Genomic DNA, 21,207 nt, shown 5'->3' on the forward strand with positions numbered 1-21,207 from the left:
ATGTTCTAATACTTTATTGCTAGGAATATAGTGGCTACTAAATGTATGGCGATGATCACGTGAAAAGGAGCGATTGAGTTCATTGCTAGCTTATAAACTCATAACGACTATCGAAGAGTTAGAGCCCTATCGGAGCACTTGGTCAGAGATTCTTGAAAAAGAGTATAATAATAACCCTTTTATTGAGTACGAATGGATTTCAACTTGGTGGACAACGCTCGGGATTCATGACAATGTCAAGATTTACATAGTGGAACATCAAGGTGTAGCAGTTGCCTTTTTTCCGTTAGTGCATACTGTACGATTTGGTACAATCCATTATTTTAGCTTTTTAGGACAAGGTTTTGCGACCTATATGGAAGTGATCGCTGACAAGGAGTGGTTAGAACCTTCTATTACGTTTCTTTTGAAGGAGTTTTCACGAAAATATAAGCGTTATTTAATCGTGTTACATGGATTATTAGAAAGTAAAAATACCTCTCAAGAATTAGAAAAGTTTGCGATCGAATATCAAATGCCTCATTCGATTTTTCGAACTGTCACATCTTATATTGATTTCCAAACCATTCCTATGGAAACATTTCTAAAGAGGCATCACAAGAAATTCAAAAGCCTTAAACGGCGTGAAAACAAATTAAAGTCACTTGGTCATGTCGTCTTTCGGGAAGTAAATCACAATCATCTACAAGACATGTTTACGTTATTCAAGAGAAGATGGCAAAAGAAAATTGATAAAAGTGGCTTTACCGAAAAGCAAACTCGTCTATTTTATGAGCGGCTAGCTAAATGCAACAGTAAGGAGCTTCGCGTAGAAGTTGATAGCTTACAATTTGAAGGACAGTGGATTGCTTTTACAATTGATCTATGCTGTAGAGAGCGCAATTTTTGTCAGGCAATGGGCCATGAGCCAGACTTTAATCTATTTGGTCCAGGTCGCCTCATTGAAAAAGAAAATATGCTAAAAGCACATCAAGCTGGCTATCGTTATTATGACTTAGGAAGTGGCTATGAGCCATATAAATTTGAATGGTATACACATATTGACTTTACTAGGAAATTTGTGATGAGTACAAAAGGAGTTAAAGAGCGTAGTATTCGTTTATGGATGGTCATACGTGATCGCCTAAAAGGGCTATTAACAAATAATCATCAGCTAGTAAAATTGAAGCGAGACCGATTAGGAGAACTGCGTTATTTTCTGAAGCATGCAAGCATAAAAGATTGGCTACGAGCTGTTACAAAAATGTTCCAACGAATGCTAGCTATTCATATTTTAGACGTTTATATTGCAGAGCAACAACAGAATAACAGAAATGTGAGATTTCAAGAATTATCAATGAAAGACATCATGACAACGAAGGATCGAGCGACAAATGTTACAGATTTCTATAAGGGCTATCGACTCTTTGCAGATAGCGATCATGTCATCTATAGACGACACGATCAAACGGTTACCGAAGAAACGGTTAACTATTCCTACAAGCTGTCAGACAATATGTCGTTTATAAAAGAATATGATAGCTTGCGACTAGAGGAGATCGTTGCAGATGTGCAGCGGGAAGGGAGAGCAGTCTGTACAATAGTCCCTTGGTATAAGAGATCCAGACGAAGAAAGCTCATGCAGGCAGGTTTCCATAAAGTAGCTAAAATTAATATAATAAAGATTTTCAAGTGGCAAAAAATATACGATATCTAAATAACAACACCCTCAGCATATTTGCTGAGGGTGTTTCATTAAAAATGAATACCAGGTTTATCAATTAGCTTACAGCCTGTACCATACTTGGCTTTTAGGGCACCTTTGAAAAGAGTGTGCTCCAGCTCTGGGAATGTCTGTTTCCAAAGTTCAAAGACATTATGGCTGGATGCTTTGCCGTCCTTTGTTAATCGCGCAATATGGAAGCCATATTCATCATTACAGCGAGCCAATGGGCGGTTTTCTCTTACTGTAATAATTCGACCACTTGTCGTCATTTCATATAAGCCTTCATAGCCAGCGATCGCACGGCTTTCTTCTTGTCCTTCAACTAAAGGCTTTTCTTCATTTAGTGCTACTTTTTCCTCTGTTGTTGCTTCTTGTTCAGAAGATTGAGTTTCTTTAGCACTGTTTCCTGCTGGTAGTTGTTCAACAATCACAAAATCTTTCTTAGAAGCTTTATCGCTCATTGTCGCCATCACGTTCATGATAGAGCCTACATAGCGTAATGGTTTTTCTCTTCCTTCTTCGAAAACAAAAATATTATACTCGGTTTTATTAATCTTTTTCATAATAATATTACCCGTTGTAATAGTAAAACCGATGAATTTGTTCTTTTTAAGTGCCTGTATTGCTTCTTGCTTTGTTAAAATCATTTTGAAAATCTCCTAAAGAATTATTTATTCTATTCTACCATAAAAATTATCACATTGTTTTTCGTAAAATAATGGTTGATTTTGTACAATGCAGGGAAATATCCCTATTTTCTCAAATTTAATAATGGTACTATTAAGAATGTTTGGGGAATAAAGCTCCTTTAAAAAGGAGTCTTTCATAATAGAGATACAATTTTAGTAGGGAGTGTTGATAGGTTGATCAATGTGCTTGGGGGCATAGGTTTATTTTTACTTGGAATGACGATGCTAACAAACGGTTTAAAGGAATTGGCAGGAGATGCCTTAAAAAAATGGCTCAATCGTTTTACTGGGGGGACTATTAGCTCGGTATTATCTGGTACATTTATGACAATGCTTGTACAATCCTCCACGGCCACGACCTTGATTACGATAGGTTTTGTCAGTGCTGGACTTCTCACATTTGTCCAATCGATTGGCGTTATTATTGGGGCCAATATCGGGAGTACGAGTACTGGTTGGATTATTTCATTGATCGGCTTTAAGATCAATATGCAGACAATGTCCTTGCCTTTTATTGCGCTTGGTGTTTTTGTCCAATTGCTCGCACCACGTGATTACAAAGCAATTGGAGGGCTAGTGACTGGTTTTGGCTTATTATTTTTAGGTATTGATGTTCTTCAGGGAGGAATGACTGCGGTACAAGATAAAATTCCATTCGATGCATTTAGTGCAAATTCTATTAGTGGCAAGCTAATTTTAATTGTTTTGGGTCTTATCATGACGGTTATTATGCAGGCTTCTAGTGCTGCAATAGCGGCCACTTTAACAGCTTTATATGCAGGTGCTATTGATTTTGAACAGGCTGCTTATTTAGTCATTGGTCAAAATATCGGGACGACAGCTACAGCGTTATTTGCTGCGATTGGTGCATCAACAGCTGCAAAACGAACAGCTGTCACACATGTTATGTTCAATGTAGTAACGGCTATACTAGTGACATTCGGTGCAAGGTTTATGTTTGCTCTTACAGAATTCGTCACAAAATCCATCAACGGTAGCTTTGATGAAACACTGGGCATTGCTGTTTTTCATACATTATTTAGTGTGATTGGTGCGATACTCTTTGTGCCATTTGTTCGTCCTTTTGCAAAGGCCATTGAAAAAATGATACCTGAAAAAGGAAATTATTTAACTCGTAATTTAGATAGTAGTGTTGCCAAACTACCTGGGGTTGCTGTAGAGGTATCCTTTAATACATTGCAAGATATTACTAAGGAAATGACGACTGTACTCGTTTCTCTTATTCACGGAAAAAAACGCACAGCTGAAACAGACAGTAGATTGACTCAAATAGATGAGGCAATCGAAAAAACACGTTTATTTATGGATGCTATCCAATCTTCCTCTCAAAAAGAACGGTATAAGCATATTGCCCTTTTACATGCTTTAGATCACTTATATCGTTTGTCAAAGGCATTACGTGAGCAACATCCAAATGCTTTTCAATTACAGGAGACATTAACCCAAAAGTGGTTAGAGGTATTGGAAAAAGTATTACTAATCATTGATGAGGATGAACGTCTACCTGAGATTGCAACCTTGCTTGAGGTTACTTCCTCTGAAATGGCTGCGGTGCGTCGTGATAAACGAAACGCATATTTTGAGCATACTGTTGAAAATGTGGTAGAGTTAGAGACAGCCGTATCGAAAGTGGAGACTTTGCTGTGGATTGATCGACTTGTCTATCACTATTGGCGTACGACCGCCCGTCTTGCAGAGTACCAAACCGTGACTAAGAAAGGTCGTCATATTGACACAGAAAAAAATACAGTAACAGTTGAATAAATGGAATGCTCGTCTTACGTTTGTAAGCGGGCATTTTTCTTCGCTTCACAAATAAAGGAGGATCTAGAATGGTTCAGCATAAATTTACAATGGACTTAACTTGGTCAGGAGGAAGAAACGGTACAGGAAATATCCAAGCTAGTAATTTGCAAACACAAATTTCTATTCCTCGGGAAATGAATGGACCTAGCATTGGTACAAATCCAGATGAAATGCTTTTAGGGGCAGCTGCAACCTGCTATTTAATTACACTAGCTGCTTTATTCGAAAGATCAGAAATAGATGTGCTGGAATTATCCATGCAGGCACACGGATTTGTTAGTGTAGAAAATGGCATTTTTACGTATGAAAAAATTGTGCATAGACCGACTATTATTGTGCAAGAGCTAACAGAACATCTTGAAAAAAAACTTTTACGCTTGGCACACAAGGCAGAACAAACATGTATGATCAGTAAAGCATTAAAAGGTAATGTTGTGATTGAATGTGATGTTCATATTTTTGAAGCGAGCATATAATAAGACAGCAAGAGTTATTCAGCAAGTAACGCTGATATAACTCTTTTTTTCATAAAATAAGCACTTTTTCTAAAATAGTTCTAGAAATGTTCAAAATGAATATATAGAGTTAAGTGCTAAAAAAATGCAAAGGATGATGTATTGCACGTTCATACAGCTCAGAATCTCACATTCTATGGTCAGTACGGCAAAAGAATATTCGATATTATTGGGGCGTTATTTTTGCTTTTTATAACGATCCCTCTAATGCTAGCTATATTCCTCATTTTACTCATAACGACAGGGCGCCCCATTTTTTTTAAACAAATCCGAACTGGCCTCGATCATCACCGCTTTGTGATTTGGAAGCTACGAACAATGTGTATTCAGGCAGTCCCAGTCAATATGCCGACTATTTGTGCTGATGGTATCCCTGATGATTATTATTTTAAAACAGAGCAAGATACACGCATCACAAAAGTGGGCGCTATTCTTCGAAAACTCAGTATTGATGAAATTCCACAACTTTTAAATGTGTTAAAAGGTGATATGAGCATTGTAGGTCCACGTCCTGAGGTACCAACGATCACGAATGCATATAATTCCTTACAGGCTCGGCGTTTGGAGGTAAAGCCAGGATTAACAGGCCTCGCTCAAATTAATGGTAGGTCGAATATTTCACATGGACAAAAAATATCATATGACATTGAATACGTTGATCATTATTCCTTTTGGTTGGATGTCCAAATTTTGTTGAAGACAATTTATGTTGTAGTTGCACGCACAGGTGCTTATTAAAAAATAAGGAGTGGCCATACTGAAGATCGTTCAGCTTATTACACGAATGGATAAAGTTGGAGGTGCGCAAAAACATGTGGAGGCACTTGCTATCCACTTAAAACAGGATGGGCATGATGTCACAATAGTGACGGGCTCCTATCAACCATCACTGTGGCACTTACAACAGCATAAAATTCCTGTTATCAGTATATCTGCTCTTCAACGGGCTATTCATCTGGCAAAAGATTTTCAAGCATTTTGGCAATTAAGAGCCGTTTTCAAACATCTACAACCAGACGTTATAGCCACCCACTCCTCTAAGGCTGGTGTGATTGGACGCGTAGTTGGTAGGTTGTTACAGATTCCAACTATTTTTACGGCACATAGCTGGAGCTTTACAGAAGGCGTTCCTTACAAGAAAAAGCGGTTCTATCAACGGATGGAAAGATCCATTCAGCCATTTACGACAAAAATTATTACGGTGTCTGAATATGATCGGGAACTAGCACTACTGAAAAAGGTCGCTCCTGCTCATAAATTGTTGACTATTCACAACGGCATTGCCCCTATAGAGAGAAAGAAGGCAACTGAAAAGATATGCATGGAGCAGCCAGTCATTGTCATGGTTGCTCGTTTTGAAGTGCCTAAAAGACAAGATGTCTTGTTAAAGACTTTAGCGGAACTGACGGATATCCCTTGGCACCTTCAATTGATTGGGGATGGTTCTCTGCGTCCAGCTCTAGAACATTTCGTTGAACAAAATGGTTTATCAAATCGTGTAACATTTTTAGGTAATCAATTAGACGTTCATTCTTATCTTGAGAAATGCCACCTATTTGTTCTGTTATCAGATTGGGAAGGCTTGCCGATTTCGATTATTGAAGCGATGCGTGTAGGACTTCCTATTATCGCAACAAATGTAGGTGGTGTGAAAGAACTTATTAATGATCATAACAATGGGTTTTTAGTGGAGCGAGAGAATAATGAATTATTGAAGAGGAGGCTGCATCAATTATTAATGGATGCTCCTTTAAGAGGGGAAATGGGGACGGCAAGTGAGCAGCGTTATTTACAGTACTTCACCTTCATTCCCATGTATCAAAAAACATTAATGGTTTATCAACAGGCTGTTTCAGAATTAGTGAAGAAAGGGGATTAAATTGCAATTAATTCGCATTAGAACTGATGATGAGCTTATGTGGTACAAGGAAATTTGGGATGCCATTTTAGAAGAAGAGAACAATGATAATCCATTTATAGAATTTGCGTGGTTTTATAATTGGTGGCAAATTGTAGGTCGGAAAGAGCGGGTAGAGCTTTATGCTATTGAGCATGAAGGGACAATTAGGGCTTTTTTTCCTTTTACAGTGTCTATTTGTTGGGGGATAAGAGTGTATACTTTTGCGGGTGAAAACATCGCCAATTATACAGGGGTTGTGGCTAAAAAGGAATGGTTACAGCAAGTTACAACCTTTGTGTTTGATGAGCTAATTAAAAAGCATCGGCATATTCTTTTTTCCTTGCATGGGTTATTAGAAAGTAAGGTGTCTACTAAAATCTTAGAGCAATACTTTGTAGAACGACAATTACGAACAAGCCTATTCCGAGTTGTGACACCCTATCTTGCTTTTTCAGAAATAGATTTTCAGCGCCATTTCAATCAACGTCGAAAAATGCATGGCGTTGATCGACGAGAACGAAAACTAAGAAATTTAGGCTCCTTAGAAAGACGTGAGCCTTCACAGGACGAGCTTTGGCAAATGTTTCGATTATTTGATCGGCGATGGGCAAAAAAACTAGATACAAGTGGCTTTACAAAAGGCAAGAAAAGAGATTTTTTTGAGCGTTTAACGATGCTTAAAGATGAGGCGTTACAGGTAGAGGTCGATGCACTTGTCTTTGAAAACCAGTGGATTGCTTTTACCTATGGATTATGCTGTCGTGGCCGCTATGTAACATATGCTCTTGCGCATGAGCCAACTTTTAATTTATTTGGTGCTGGTCGGATAGTCACTCAGGAAGCCATCCAGCGAACGTTTACTGCTAACTATCGCTTATATGATATGAGCATAGGCTATGAATCTTATAAATTTGATTGGCGCTCAGACATTGATTTTACAAGACAGATGCTTGCTAGCAGCGGTACGAAACGTACAAATCTACTGGCAGGTTTTTTATCGTTAAAGCAAAGGCTCAAAGAATTTATGAAAGGGAACCAACGAGTCGTAGATTGGAAGCGTAACACACTGGGCCATTTACGATACTTAGTAAAGTATGGAAAGGTAAAAGATTGGCTAGAATATGGACAACAATTCGTAGAAAAATTTATTCGTTTGAAACAAGTGGAGCTGTATGAATTATCCCCATCAGAGGACATATCACCACAGCAACCTGTTGGAAACTTATTTGAAGAAATGTCGATTCAGGAAGCGATGCAGCTTGATCAGGAAGAAGTCATGGCCCTCCTTTATAAGGGCTATACGATTTATAAAGACTCCTTTGCGGAAACGAATAAGCTTGCGTTTGCATTACATGCTACAAACTGGCGGGTGGATTCAATGCAAATTGTAGAAGCCTTACCGAAACAAACCTATTTTTTAGCCTATGATGTTTTCAAACAAATCGATATTATTACAGCTTTTTTACGGAAAATAAAACCAGCACAAACATTGTGGGTAACGGTAAGTTTTTGGCAATGGCGCAAGCGCAAGCGCTTAGTACAGCTAGGCTATAAACCTATTTCTCGAATGAAACATTATAAAATTGCTCGTTTTGAGCGACACCGTGTAGAAAAAAATACAGAGAGTGGGGGCGATGTACATTCTGTCCATTAAAAGTAAGCGATGGAATATCGCAATGCAGCATTTTTATTTTCTCGAAAAGCCAGCCAATTTTCGAAAGTCTATGAAAGTTGTAGGCTATACGCATTCATTAGTACCAAGTCGGAAGCTTGTAAAAAGCGAAACGATCCACATTTATTTGCAAGAGCATGAGCTTTCATTGTATTTAGCACTGTCTGAAGGTAATCGTAAAATCTTACGACGTGCCCAAAAAGAATCCTATCAAGTCATTTTGTATAAAGAGCCATCCATAGAAAATTTGAAAGCCTTTCAGCAATTTTACAATCAGTTTGCCAAAAGAAAAAAAATTGAAGCAATCGGCAAGTCGCAAATGGAAACCATTCTGCTCCTTAATGAACAGGGCGCCTTATTATTATCGGAGATCCAGAGTTTTTGTGGACAGACATTATGTTATCGATTAGATATTGTGCATGAGAAAAAAGCGATGTCTTATTTCGAGGCAACGTGTCATGCAACCGCATTACCTGCACAATTAAAACGACCTTTCCGTTATGCAAATCGGTTTTTAATTTGGCATAACCTGCTACACCTAAAGGAGCAAGGTTTTGACTTATATGATATGGGAGAATTAACGGACAATCGAAATGTACGAGCCTTTAAATTAAGCTTTGGTGGCCAGGTTGTTCATGTTTACTCAGGCTACATTATCCAATCAAAAATACGTGCACTACTATTAGGTGTGCAAAAATGGAGGAAGTAGCAACATGAATGGTGGGGGTCTCGTTATTTCATTAGATTTTGAGCTGAATTGGGGTGTCCATGACGTATTTCGTTATGGCCAATACAATAAAAACCTATATGGTGTCCGTAAAGCCTTGCCCAGGATATTAGCGTTATTTGAGCAATATGACATCCATGCAACTTGGGCTACAGTTGGATTATTGTTTGCTGAATCAAAGGCAGAAATGGCTCATTATTTGCGAGGTATCCCTGTGAAATATGAAAATATGCGCTTTGCAGCACATACACAGCTAGCAAAAGTTGGCGAAAATGAACAAGAGGATCTACTGCATTTTGGTAAATCTTTAATAGAGGAAATTAAACGTACACCACATCAGGAAATAGGAAGTCATACCTTTTCTCATTTTTATTGCTTGGAGAAGGGCCAAACAGAAGCTGCCTTTTGTGCAGATTTACATGCAACCAAAACAATTAGTGACGGTTATACTGCGCCCATGAAATCCATAGTCTTTCCTCGTAATCAAGTAAACAAAGACTATTTAAAAGCATGCCTAGAAGCGGGGTATGTTTGCTACAGAGGCACCGAAAATCATGTGCTATATGATGCACAAAAGTTTACGAAAAAGGGAAGACTTTTAGGTGCTAAGAAGTGGTTAGATAGCTATTGGAATATAACTGGTCATCATTTCGCCACTCTGGAAGAAATGCAAGAGGAGCAACTGATTAATATTCGATCAAGTGCTTTTTTAAGGCCATACTGTAGTCCATTGCGTATATTCGAAAATTTAAAAGTAAAGCGAATAAAGGAAGGTATGCTCAAGGCTGCACAGGCACAAGCCTTTTATCATTTATGGTGGCATCCTCATAATTTTGGCAAGCATATTGATAAGAATTTGGCGATGCTAGAAGAACTATTAAGTTATCATCAAGAACTGCGTAGTCAATATAATTTTCAAAGCTATTCCATGTATGAGGTAGCAGAACTTTGCGAAAGCCATTCGAAACAGCAAAAGTAGTCGAAATGGAAGGGGACTCTGCTTGATAAGAGGGATTTCTGGACGAAGAGTTGACCTAAGTGTTGTCAAAAATAACGGTCGCTATTTGAAGAGTATTTGATAAAAGCAGGTTGAAACCAGCTCACAAAGCAGAGAAATGACATAACCCTAACCTAAATACATGCAATTTCTGAGCAAACTGATTTCAAGTTTGCTTTTTTTGTTTGATCAAAAGAATATTTTCAATATAAAAGGAAAAAAGAAAATCTTTGACGAAAATCATTGTACGAATGGTACTATTATTATAAAGAAAATATGTTAGGACATTTATAGGGGAGCACCAATTGATTTAGGTCAATTGAACTTGAATGGAAAAGAGAAGAAGGTGGTAGATGAATATGTTTATACAATCAGAATGCCAATGGAAGCAGGAAAATGGATCAGCGATGCATCAGTGGATAAAGCAGCAAACAAATCCGAATCCAAATGAGGTGGATATTGTCGTATATGGCGCTCTTTTATCATATGCCAATGGTGCGTCGTCAAAAGCGCAATACCCAACAGCCTTTCGTAAGGCTTGGCCAGGTTTTCAATCGTATAATTTAGATGAGCAGGTGAATTTACGTGCCCTTTCAGTTGTGGATATCGGGGATGTGGCGATTCTAGAAAATGATCGAATGCTTTCTGAATCTGCCATCGAGGCTGCTGCGGAAAATTTAAGTATAGCCTTTCAAAAAAGTTTTACTTGTTTGATTGGGGGAGATCATACTATTACCGCGCACTCCATAAAAGGTATAAAAAATGCTTTCCCACAGGATCGCATTGGCATCATTCAGATTGATACGCATTTAGATGCAAGGAACCAAGAGGAAATTGGTTTAGCGCAAGATTCTCCAATTCATCAGTTAATTGCAGCAGGGGTTGTGGAGGGGAGACATGTCTATAATGTCGGTTTGCATGGCTTCTTCAATTCACCCGAAATGATTCATTATGCTAAAGAACAAGGCATCCATATGATTACGTTAAAGCAAATGCGACGTGATGGTATTCAACTCACAATACGTGAAATGCTGCGTCAGCTTATGTATGAAGTAGATCGCATTTATGTGTCAGTGGATTTAGATGCACTTGATATTGTATTTGCCTGTGATGTTCCTGCAGCATCACCTGGTGGTTTAACGGCTTATGAGTTATTTGATATCCTCAAGCTTATTGGTGAAAATGAGGGTGTGCGTCATATTGATTTTGTTTATGCTGATCCTAAAGAAGGTATACTACGTCCAGAAACTGTTAAAATCGGTGTAACCGCATTTTTACAATGGTTAACAGGCATTCAGCTAGATCATCGCAATCGTATCTCGAAAAAAGGAAAGGTTATGTTGTAAAGCAAGTGTATTTCCGAGTATTAACAATGCTGATTGTTAAAAGTTTGCTATAATGTTTAAGTAGAAAACAATAAATAAATACAAACTTTGTATTGTAATAGAGAGGAAATTTATGATGACAACAAAACCAAGATTATTGATTGTCGACGGTATGGCACTGTTATTCCGTTCTTTTTTCGCTTCGGCTGCCATGGGGCATTTTATTCGCTTGGCAGATGGAACACCAACGAATGGAGCCCAAGGATTTGTGCGACATGTTCTAACAGCACAAACTATTATGAAGCCAACACATATGGCTGTTTGCTGGGATATGGGTGCACATACATTCCGCAATGATTTATTTGATGGCTATAAAGCGAATCGCCCAGCACCTCCAGAGGAAATGCTACCACAATTTGATATGGCGAAAAATTTATCGCAGCAAATGGGTTGGCAAAATTTCGGGGTGAAGGGCATGGAGGCAGATGATTTAATTGGCTCCATGATAACGAAATGGCAGGACGAGGCAGACATTACGGTCATTAGTGGTGATAAGGATTTACTTCAACTTTTAAGGCCATCTACAGAAATTGCGTTTATGAAAAAGGGCTATACAGAATACGATATTTATACACATGCTCGCTTTAAAGAAGAATATTGTATTGAACCTTCACAGTTTGCACAGGTGAAAGCCTTTATGGGTGATTCAAGTGATGGCTATCCAGGTGTGAAAGGGATTGGCCCTAAACAAGCGTTAGCGCTTATTCAAACATATGGCTCAATAGACAAAATACTGGCATCGATTGGTGAATTGAAGCCAGGCCAAAGAACAAAAATCCAAGATAATTTAGAAATGTTGCAGCTATCACATGAGCTTGCAACAATTCAAACCAATGTACCAATTGATGCTGATTTTACGAGCCTTGTGGTACCAACGTATGAACCACATATTTTTAAAGCAATAGAAGAGCATGGCTACACGCTAATTGCCAAGCATGCCCGTTCTTTATATTCGCTTATTTAATCAATCATCGCAGAGTATAGTCATATGCTCTGCTTTTTTTATTGTAAGGAAAAGAATAAAGATCAAATAGAAGGCTAATTGATATTTGCTCTAGTAAGGAACCATTTTCACGAAGGATAATACCTTTTCGTTGTCTTTATAGAGAGCCTGACGAATTTGACTATCACGTTGTGGGCCACCATTATCATGAAATATTAGCCATAGCTCATCATTTTTTATCTCATACCCAATAAGCGGTACCCAATGATAAGCAAAGGTAGATTTTTTATCTCGCCACTGAAGGCTAAAATAACGATCAAAACGCATAGCAACTGGTCGACCTGCGTCAATTTCCTGTAGAGCTTCCTTTAATGAACAAGTTCGAATATCCCACGTTGGAAGCAATTGACGAAGATTGTGAATCAGTCTCCATTTGAATAAGCCAATTTTTGTACCACCAAGCAGTTTATATAGCTCATTAATGGAAGGAGTTGACTCATTTAAAAATTTTAAGATGACATGAATCGTAGTAGGTCCACAGGCAGAATTGCGATAGCTTGGTGCAATGGAAATCTCATATTGTGAAGCCCCTCGTAGTGCCAATTGTTGACGCATAATAAACTCCTTTCAAAAAGAGCTGCATTTCAAGAAGAAATGCAGCTCTCTCGCCATTATTGTTGAGCAGATAAAAATTCTGTTACTTGTTGAGGTGTTTTTGCATTTGCACTATGTAAGTGTGCAAGTTTTTCACCATTTTGGAAAATCAATAGACTTGGAATTCCCATAACATCGTACTTATCAGCGATTTCTGGAAGCTCGTCTCGGTTTAGCTCATACCAATCATATTGGTTGTACTCTTCAATGATTGGATCGATAAACATATTCATACGTGTGCAATCAGGGCACCAGCCAGCATAAAATTTCACTAAAACTTTTTTGTCGCCAGCGATTAATTCGTTAAATTGTTCTGCAGTAGTAATAGTTTTCATTAAGTATTCACTCTCCTTGCTTTCCATTCTACACATTTTTCTCGCAATCTGAAAGTTTTCTGTTTGGCCGTTTCAATCGCTACCTCTTGTCCTCTTTTAGCTCGTTAAAAACAAAAAAAGATGTATACTGCAAAAATAATTCTTGAAAAAAGATTGCTAAATTAGACAAAATAATCTACACTAAAAACAGAAAAGTAGTTTTATCTTCATTCATTGAGAAGTGTCATTTTGGAGCGAAGATAAACCTTAGTCGTGCTTGGTTGAGTGGAGGGAATCTCATTCAACAAAAGGACAAAAAATTCACTAAGGAACACTTGATATTTTTTTGGCCAAAAAATGAATGGCTATTCATTCAATGGGAGAATAAGGGGGAATTGCTTGTGACTTACAACATTAAAAAAGCAGCTGTTCTAGGTTCTGGGGTGATGGGCTCTGGAATTGCAGCACATTTAGCAAATATCGGTATACCAACATTACTATTGGATATAGCACCGAAGGAACTGACGCAAGAGGAAGAAGCAAAAGGCCTTTCTTTAGAGCATCCAGCTGTTAGAAATCGTATTGTAAACGGAGCTTTGCAAAAGTTATTAAAGCAAAAGCCAGCACCACTTACTTCTAAGAAAAATTTATCACTACTATCAGTTGGCAACTTTGAGGATGATTTAGGGAAACTAAAAGATGTAGATTGGATTATTGAGGTTGTTGTAGAAAATTTACCAATTAAACAAAGTCTTTATGAAAAAATTGATGCGGTTCGTTCACCAGGAACAATCATTAGTTCAAATACATCTGGTATTAGCATTAATGCGATGGCAGAGGGACGTTCAGATGATTTTCAAAAGCATTTTCTTGGCACACATTTTTTCAACCCACCTCGCTATTTAAAGTTATTAGAAGTGATTCCTGCCAATACAACTGCACCTGAAGTAGTTAGCTTCATGAAAACGTTTGGGAAAGATGTGCTTGGTAAAGGAGTTGTACTTGCAAAAGATACACCAAACTTTATTGCCAACCGCATCGGAACATATGGTTTACTTATCACTTTACAGGAAATGTTAAAAGGTGGTTACTCTGTTGGTGAGGTAGACTCTGTAACAGGTCCGCTTATCGGCCGTCCAAAGTCTGCAACTTTCCGTACGCTAGATGTAGTTGGTTTAGATACATTCATTCATGTAGCGAAAAATGTTTACGATCAAACAACAGGTGAGGAGCAGCAAGTATTTGCAGTACCTGAATTTTTACAAAAAATGGTCACAAACGGTTGGCTAGGAGCAAAATCGGGTCAAGGTTTCTTCTTAAAACAAGGAAAAGAGATACATGAGATTGATCCAGCAACCTTAACGTATAGTCCAGCCAAAAAATTAAAAACACCTTCTATCGAAATGGCAAAACAAACTCGTGGATTGGCCAATAAAGTGAAGGCGTTAACCTATGCAAAGGATCGTACAGGCGAGCTATTATGGGGGATTTTTGCACCAACGCTCCTTTATTCTGCACAGCTACATGGGGAGATTGCAGATGATATCGTAGCCATTGATAACGCGATGAAATGGGGATTCGGCTGGCAACAAGGGCCATTTGAGATTTGGGATGCTATAGGCGTAAAAGATTCTGTGGCGAAAATGGAGGCTGAGGGCCGAGAGGTACCTGCTTTTGTCAAAGAGATGTTAGCAAATGGCGTGGAGACATTCTATACAGAATTAGACGGAGATTTAGCTTACTATAATGGATCACAATATGTGAAAGTGCCAGTCAATGAAAAAGAGATTAATTTAAAACGTTATAAGAAAAAGCATGGTGTGATTAAATCAAACACAGGTGCTAGTTTAATAGATTTAGGGGATGGAATTGCATTACTGGAGTTCCATTCGCAATCCAATGCAATCGGCTTGGATATTATTCAAATGATTAACTTTGCGGTAGATGAAGTAGAGGCTAACTATAAGGGCTTAGTCATCGGTAATCAGGGGAAAAACTTCTGTGTTGGGGCAAATCTAGGAATGATTTTGGTAGAAGCACAGGATGATAATATATTTGAGCTAGATTTCGTCATTAAAGCATTCCAAGATGCTATGCAGAAAATTAAATATTCACGTAAGCCTGTTGTAGCAGCACCGTTTGCCATGACATTAGGCGGGGGAGCAGAGGTTTGCTTACCAGCTGCACATATTCAAGCAACAATGGAAACATATATGGGCTTAGTGGAAGTAGGGGTTGGATTAATCCCAGGTGGTGGCGGAAATAAAGCGCTCTATCAGAAATTCCTAAAGGGCTTACCAAATGGCGTAGAGGTAGACTATCAACATATTGCTAATAAAGTATTTGAAACAATTGCGATGGCGAAGGTTTCAACATCTGGTGAGGAAGCACGTGAAAATAATTTCCTAAACTTTGCGGATGGTATTTCAGTTAATCCAGATCATCAATTGTATGATGCGAAGCAGGCGGCATTAGCACTTTATGAAGCGGGCTATCAACCACCTGTACCAACAAAAGTGCCAGTGGTCGGTGCATCAGGCTATGGTACATTACTCATCGGTGCGCAAGGAATGTTTGAGTCAGGCTTTATTAGCGAACATGATTTAAAAATTGCTAAAAAATTAGCTTATGTTATTGCAGGTGGAAAGGTTCCGTACGGCACATTAGTCGATGAGCAATATTTATTGAACTTAGAGCGTGAGGCATTCCTTAGCCTTGTTGCTGATCCGCTATCACAGCAGAGAATGCAACACATGCTGTTAAAAGGTAAACCACTTCGTAACTAATTGACGAAATAGATCAATCTTGCACATGAAACAAAGGGGGATTAATACGATGCGTGAAGCCGTTATTGTAGCAGGAGCACGAACTCCAATTGGAAAAGCAAAAAAAGGTTCTTTAGCAACAGTAAGACCAGATGATTTTGGTGCTGTTGTAGTCAAGGAAACATTGAAAAGAGCAGGCTATGAAGGGCCAATTGATGATTTAATTTTAGGCTGTGCAATGCCAGAAGCAGAGCAAGGAATGAATGTAGCACGTAGTATTGGGGCACTTGCTGGATTACCAGATACAACGCCTGCTTTGACAATCAATAGATTTTGCTCATCAGGTTTACAGGCAATTGCTTATGCAGCAGAGCGAATTATGCTAGGACACTCAAAGGCTATTCTTGCTGGAGGTGTAGAATCCATGAGTATGGTGCCAATGGTAGGGAATACTCCACGTTTAAATCCGACTTTAGCAGAAACGGCTCCACAGTATTATATGGGCATGGGGCATACAGCTGAGGAAGTAGCTCGTCAATATAATGTTAGTCGTGAAGACCAAGATGCTTTTGCTGTTCGCTCGCATGAGCTTGCTGAAAAGGCAATTAAAGAAGGTAAATTCAATGATGAAATTGTACCAATTGAAGTGGAACAGCATTACGTAGACGATAACAATAAACCACAAGTGAAAAAATTCACATTCAGTATGGATGAAGGTGTACGTCCAGGTACATCAGTTGAAGGTTTAGCCAAACTACGTCCAGCTTTCCACGTAAAAGGCAGTGTAACGGCGGGCAATGCCTCTCAAACTTCTGATGGTGCAGCAGCTGTACTAGTAATGGATCGTGAAGAGGCTGACAAGCAAGGACTGACACCAATGGCAAAATTCCTAGGCTTTGCAGTTGGCGGTGTACCTCCTGAAGTAATGGGTATCGGGCCTATCGTGGCAGTGCCAAAAGCGTTGGAAATTGCAGGTTTATCCATCGAAGATATTGATTTATGGGAAATCAATGAAGCATTTGCTTCACAGTCATTACAGGTGGTACGTCATTTAGGCATCGACCAAGAGAAAGTCAATGTGAATGGTGGAGCGATTGCATTAGGTCATCCTCTAGGCGCAACGGGAGCTATTTTAACATTAAAGCTAATTCATGAATTGAAGCGTCAAGGGAAGAAATATGGTGTAGTGACAATGTGTATTGGTGGCGGCATGGGTGCTGCTGGCGTATTTGAAATTCTATAATTTTTGCTAGATCAGCTTGAGGTGTACTGTTTACGGTTGCCTCCGAACATTGTATACGTCAAGCTTTTCTATACATGATCATTAGGGGAATCAACTAACAAAAAGATATATTGGGAGGAATTAATCATGACTGAAAAAACAACTGATTTCATTAAAGGCGGCGGATTTCTTATTGAAGATGTGGAATTAGATCGTGTATTTACACCGGAAGATTTCACTGACGAGCATAAAATGATTGCTAAAACAACAGAGGAATACGTTACAAATGAAGTTTTACCAGTAGTGGAAAATTTAGAGCACCATGAATTTGAGCATTCAGTGCGTCTCCTAAAAAGTGCAGGCGAATTAGGCTTACTTGGAGCAGATGTGCCTGAAGAATACGAAGGGCTAGGATTAGACAAAGTTTCTTCAGCTTTAATCGCTGAAAAAATGTCTGTTGCAGGTGGTTTCTCTATCACACATGGTGCTCACGTTGGTATTGGGTCATTACCAATTGTTCTATTCGGTAATGAAGATCAAAAGAGAAAATATTTACCTAAGCTTGCTTCAGGTGAATTAATCGCTGCCTATGCATTAACAGAGCCAGGTTCAGGTTCAGATGCTCTAGGTGCAAAAACGACTGCAAAATTAAATGAAGCTGGAACACATTATATTTTAAATGGTGAAAAACAGTGGATTACGAATGCAGGCTTTGCTGATGTATTTGTGGTCTACGCAAAAATTGATGGCGATAAATTCTCCGCCTTTATCGTAGAACGTGCCTACAATGGTGTTTCAGTTGGTCCTGAAGAAAAGAAAATGGGGATTAAATCATCATCAACGCGTACATTAGTATTGGAAGATGCGGAAGTACCTGTAGAAAATCTATTAGGTGAAATTGGTCGTGGTCATATTATTGCGTTCAATATTTTAAACATTGGTCGTTATAAACTAGGCGTGGGCACAATTGGCGGATCGAAACGTGCATTGGAGTTAGCTATTCAGTATACAAACCAACGTCAGCAATTTAAGACAAAGCTTTCTGATTTCAATCTGACAAAAGAGAAATTATCAACGATGGCTTCTCAATTGTATGCTTCAGAATCATTAAACTATCGTACTGTGGGTCTATTTGAGGATCGTTTAAGCCAATTAAGCCTAGAAGAGCAAAAGCAAGGTAAAGTAATTGCAGGAGCGATTGCTGAATATGCCATTGAATGCTCTATTGCTAAAGTATTCGGTTCAGAAACTTTAGACTATATTGCTGATGAAGCTGTCCAACTTCATGGCGGTTATGGCTTTATGGCTGAATATGAGGTAGAGCGTATTTACCGTGATTCTCGAATTAATCGAATTTTTGAAGGTACAAACGAAATTAACCGCATGATTGTACCTGGCACATTTATGAAAAAGGCGCTAAAAGGTGAGCTACCATTATTACAAGTTGCCCAAAATTTACAGCAAGAGCTGCTTATGCTAATGCCAGAAGATATCGGTACAGAGCCGTTAGCACAAGAAAAATATTTAGTGAAAAATGCCAAGAAGATTGCTGTATTAGCTGCAGGATTAGCAGCACAACGCTTTGGTGCAAAGCTTGATCAAGAGCAAGAAGTATTGGTAAACATTGCGAATATAGCTAACCAATTATTTGCAATGGAATCAGCTGTCTTACGTACAGAAAAAGCAATTGCTCGTGACGGTGCTGAAAAAGCACATCAAAAATTGCTATACACACAAATTTTCTGCCAAGAAGCATTCTCAGAAATCGAAAAAGAAGCAAAAGACACAATTCTTGCTTCAGCGGATGGCGATGCAGCCCGTATGACATTATCTGCACTGCGTAAGCTAACACGTAATAATCCATACAATTTAATTGCGAAGAAGCGTGAGGCTTCCGTTAAATTAATTGATGCTGAAAAATATATTGTATAATAGTGCAAATTTAACCTAGCTATCTGCAAAAGATAGCTAGGTTTTTTTATATGAGATGGATAATCGTAAAAGGAGCGGATAAATTTGCACAACTGGTGGATAAACTTACAAAAAAGAGTGAAGTTCACCATTGAAAACAACTATGATGGTATACTACAGAAAAAGACAGAAGAGGAGCATTGTAATGACGATTCAATTTTTCCATTATCCGAAATGTACAACATGTAAAAAGGCACAGAAGTGGTTAAATGAGCATGAGGTTGCCTATGAAGAGGTACATATCGCAGAGCAACCTCCCACTAAAGAAGAATTAACAGCTATTTGGCAAGCTAGTGGACAGCCTTTGAAGAAATTTTTTAATACCTCAGGCATGAAATATCGTGAGCTTGGCTTAAAGGACAAGTTAGCGGAAATGACGGAGGATGAGCAGCTTGAGCTACTTGCTTCAGATGGCATGTTAATGAAACGTCCCATCGTGACAGATGGAAAAAAAGTTACTTTAGGTTTTAAAGAAGTAGATTTTGAGCAAGCTTGGAAATAACCGTATTAAACCTTGTATTTATAGGAGAAGTATGGCACACTGAAAGTGAATATATTACATATTTATGGAGGGGTTTTTTGCATGAGCACACCTAAAGACTTACGATACTCTGAAGAACATGAATGGGTAAAAGTAGAAGATGGAAAAGTACGTATTGGTATTACTCACTTCGCACAATCTGAATTAGGAGATATCGTATTCGTTGAGCTTCCACAAGTTGGCGACGAAATCAAAACAGATGATCCATTCGGTAGCGTAGAATCAGTAAAAACTGTTTCTGAATTATATGCACCAATCTCAGGTACTGTAGTGGAAGTAAATGCAGATTTAGAAGATAGCCCAGAATTCGTTAATGAATCACCATATGAAAAAGCATGGATGATCGTTGTTGAGCCTGCTGACGCATCAGAAGTTGAGAAACTAATGACAGCAGAGCAATACGAAGAAATGATCGCTGAATAAGACAAGCTATAATCGAAAAACGTCGGAAACTACCGGCGTTTTTTGTTATATAATGACTTATAAGTGGGGATCTCTAAATGGAGGTGGCGTAATGTTCGAGGGAAAATGCTTGATAGTAGAAGGACGCTCAGATAAGCTACAAATTGAGCCTATTTTGAATGAGAATGTTACAATACTATGTACGAATGGTACAATTGGTGTGCATCAATTAGAAGAACTACTGGATCCCTATGAGGGCTGTGAGCTATTTACTTTTTTTGATGCAGATACTTCTGGCGATAAGCTACGTGCATTAATGGACAGACATTATCCAGAAGCTGAGCATCTGCGCACAATGCCAACATATAAGGAAGTAGAAACGACACCAAGAAAAGTGCTAGCGATGATTTTACTGCGAGCACATTTTTCAATCCATAATGAATATATTTTGTAAGGTTGCGTGAGTAAATGGAAGAATGGTCAACAGAGCAGTGGGAAGCGGCTAAACAGTCAGGAGACAAAACTGCATTTTATTTATATACACCGATGTGTGGAACATGTGCAGTGGCATCTAAAATGATGTCCATTATTGAACAATTACTGCCACAGCTACAAATTGGTAAAGCAAATATCAACTTTTTGGAACACATTGCTTATGAGCATCAAATTGAAAGTGTTCCATGTCTACTCATCAGTGATGGCGGAAAAGTGACAGAAAAGATTTATGCTTTTCAATCCGTACCATTTTTATATGAATTGTTAAAAAAATCAATTGACTGAACTTTACTAGCGTGGTAAAGTATCAAATATATTACTAAAACATTAAATATATCGAACTCTTATGAAGAGTGGCGGAGGGAAGTGCCCTATGAAGCCCGGCAACCATCACAATGTGAAAAGGTGCCAAATCACCCAAAGATTTTTCTTTGAAAGATGAGAGAACGGTTTAACGTATTATACGTGACCCCTTCTACTTGT

Annotated in this window: 20 protein-coding genes and 1 riboswitch; of the genes, 17 read left to right on the forward strand and 3 right to left on the reverse strand. The window is 38.5% G+C overall.

Annotation, left to right across the window (positions count from 1 at the left end):
• Positions 1-82 precede the first annotated feature (82 nt).
• Complete coding sequence (locus QH639_RS00300) at positions 83-1,696, forward strand: GNAT family N-acetyltransferase (RefSeq protein WP_237898590.1); 1,614 nt, start codon at positions 83-85, stop codon at positions 1,694-1,696.
• A 38-nt stretch (positions 1,697-1,734) separates the two neighbouring features.
• On the opposite strand, the gene QH639_RS00305 is transcribed toward QH639_RS00300, so the two are convergent.
• Positions 1,735-2,352, reverse strand: coding sequence for a 3-ketosteroid-delta-1-dehydrogenase (locus QH639_RS00305; RefSeq protein ID WP_131521199.1), 618 nt, complete (start codon positions 2,350-2,352; stop codon positions 1,735-1,737).
• A 225-nt stretch (positions 2,353-2,577) separates the two neighbouring features.
• Between QH639_RS00305 and QH639_RS00310 the strand changes: the two genes are divergently transcribed.
• The 9 genes from QH639_RS00310 to QH639_RS00350 all read left to right on the forward strand — a co-directional run bounded on the left by QH639_RS00310 (position 2,578) and on the right by QH639_RS00350 (position 12,381).
• On the forward strand, positions 2,578-4,179 hold the full coding sequence (locus QH639_RS00310) for a Na/Pi cotransporter family protein (RefSeq protein WP_281116230.1): 1,602 nt from the start codon (positions 2,578-2,580) through the stop codon (positions 4,177-4,179).
• 68 nt (positions 4,180-4,247) lie between these two features.
• The gene (locus QH639_RS00315) at positions 4,248-4,697 is read left to right on the forward strand and encodes an SACOL1771 family peroxiredoxin (protein ID WP_237898589.1); all 450 of its coding nucleotides are present in this window, start codon (positions 4,248-4,250) and stop codon (positions 4,695-4,697) included.
• A gap of 141 nt (positions 4,698-4,838) precedes the next feature.
• Positions 4,839-5,474, forward strand: a complete 636-nt coding sequence (locus QH639_RS00320) for a sugar transferase (protein ID WP_131521202.1) — start codon at positions 4,839-4,841, stop codon at positions 5,472-5,474.
• A 10-nt stretch (positions 5,475-5,484) separates the two neighbouring features.
• Complete coding sequence (locus QH639_RS00325; protein WP_281115500.1) at positions 5,485-6,615, forward strand: glycosyltransferase family 4 protein; 1,131 nt, start codon at positions 5,485-5,487, stop codon at positions 6,613-6,615.
• A gap of 1 nt (position 6,616) precedes the next feature.
• A complete protein-coding gene (locus QH639_RS00330) occupies positions 6,617-8,290 on the forward strand; it encodes a GNAT family N-acetyltransferase (RefSeq protein ID WP_237898586.1) in 1,674 nt (557 codons plus the stop codon).
• Positions 8,271-9,017 carry a hypothetical protein gene (locus tag QH639_RS00335; RefSeq protein WP_227744941.1) on the forward strand — a complete coding sequence of 249 codons (747 nt, stop codon included), beginning with the start codon at positions 8,271-8,273 and terminating at the stop codon, positions 9,015-9,017. Before QH639_RS00330 ends, QH639_RS00335 begins: the two co-directional genes overlap by 20 nt.
• 4 nt (positions 9,018-9,021) lie before the next feature.
• On the forward strand, positions 9,022-10,014 hold the full coding sequence (locus QH639_RS00340) for a polysaccharide deacetylase family protein (protein ID WP_131521204.1): 993 nt from the start codon (positions 9,022-9,024) through the stop codon (positions 10,012-10,014).
• Between the two features lie 377 nt (positions 10,015-10,391).
• Positions 10,392-11,378, forward strand: coding sequence for an agmatinase family protein (locus QH639_RS00345; RefSeq protein ID WP_259420273.1), 987 nt, complete (start codon positions 10,392-10,394; stop codon positions 11,376-11,378).
• 115 nt (positions 11,379-11,493) lie between these two features.
• The gene (locus QH639_RS00350) at positions 11,494-12,381 is read left to right on the forward strand and encodes a 5'-3' exonuclease (protein ID WP_193767380.1); all 888 of its coding nucleotides are present in this window, start codon (positions 11,494-11,496) and stop codon (positions 12,379-12,381) included.
• Positions 12,382-12,471: 90 nt separating this feature from the next.
• Here the strand turns inward: QH639_RS00350 and QH639_RS00355 are convergent, their stop codons facing one another.
• The gene (locus QH639_RS00355) at positions 12,472-12,975 is read right to left on the reverse strand and encodes a C39 family peptidase (RefSeq protein ID WP_237898584.1); all 504 of its coding nucleotides are present in this window, start codon (positions 12,973-12,975) and stop codon (positions 12,472-12,474) included.
• Positions 12,976-13,031: 56 nt separating this feature from the next.
• Positions 13,032-13,376 carry a thioredoxin family protein gene (locus tag QH639_RS00360; RefSeq protein WP_281115501.1) on the reverse strand — a complete coding sequence of 115 codons (345 nt, stop codon included), beginning with the start codon at positions 13,374-13,376 and terminating at the stop codon, positions 13,032-13,034.
• Between the two features lie 353 nt (positions 13,377-13,729).
• On the opposite strand from QH639_RS00360, the gene QH639_RS00365 reads away from it, so the two are divergent.
• From QH639_RS00365 to QH639_RS00395, 7 genes are all read left to right on the forward strand, one after another.
• The gene (locus QH639_RS00365; RefSeq protein WP_281115502.1) at positions 13,730-16,114 is read left to right on the forward strand and encodes a 3-hydroxyacyl-CoA dehydrogenase/enoyl-CoA hydratase family protein; all 2,385 of its coding nucleotides are present in this window, start codon (positions 13,730-13,732) and stop codon (positions 16,112-16,114) included.
• A 49-nt stretch (positions 16,115-16,163) separates the two neighbouring features.
• Positions 16,164-17,336 carry an acetyl-CoA C-acetyltransferase gene (locus tag QH639_RS00370; protein WP_054549464.1) on the forward strand — a complete coding sequence of 391 codons (1,173 nt, stop codon included), beginning with the start codon at positions 16,164-16,166 and terminating at the stop codon, positions 17,334-17,336.
• 126 nt (positions 17,337-17,462) lie between these two features.
• Positions 17,463-19,247, forward strand: coding sequence for an acyl-CoA dehydrogenase family protein (locus QH639_RS00375; protein ID WP_131521210.1), 1,785 nt, complete (start codon positions 17,463-17,465; stop codon positions 19,245-19,247).
• Between the two features lie 184 nt (positions 19,248-19,431).
• Positions 19,432-19,788 (forward strand): arsenate reductase family protein, encoded by a 357-nt coding sequence (locus QH639_RS00380; RefSeq protein ID WP_131521211.1) that lies wholly within the window; start codon positions 19,432-19,434, stop codon positions 19,786-19,788.
• Positions 19,789-19,869: 81 nt separating this feature from the next.
• A complete protein-coding gene (gene gcvH / locus QH639_RS00385; protein WP_004228227.1) occupies positions 19,870-20,250 on the forward strand; it encodes a glycine cleavage system protein GcvH in 381 nt (126 codons plus the stop codon).
• Between the two features lie 91 nt (positions 20,251-20,341).
• Positions 20,342-20,683 (forward strand): toprim domain-containing protein, encoded by a 342-nt coding sequence (locus QH639_RS00390; protein WP_004228229.1) that lies wholly within the window; start codon positions 20,342-20,344, stop codon positions 20,681-20,683.
• Between the two features lie 14 nt (positions 20,684-20,697).
• Positions 20,698-21,009: a thioredoxin family protein gene (locus tag QH639_RS00395; protein ID WP_281115503.1), complete on the forward strand. Its 312-nt coding sequence runs from the start codon at positions 20,698-20,700 to the stop codon at positions 21,007-21,009.
• 56 nt (positions 21,010-21,065) lie between these two features.
• Positions 21,066-21,169: riboswitch (SAM riboswitch) on the forward strand.
• The last annotated feature ends 38 nt before the right edge of the window (positions 21,170-21,207 follow it).

This window comes from Lysinibacillus sp. 1 U-2021, assembly GCF_029916965.1.
GTDB lineage: Bacteria > Bacillota > Bacilli > Bacillales_A > Planococcaceae > Lysinibacillus > Lysinibacillus capsici.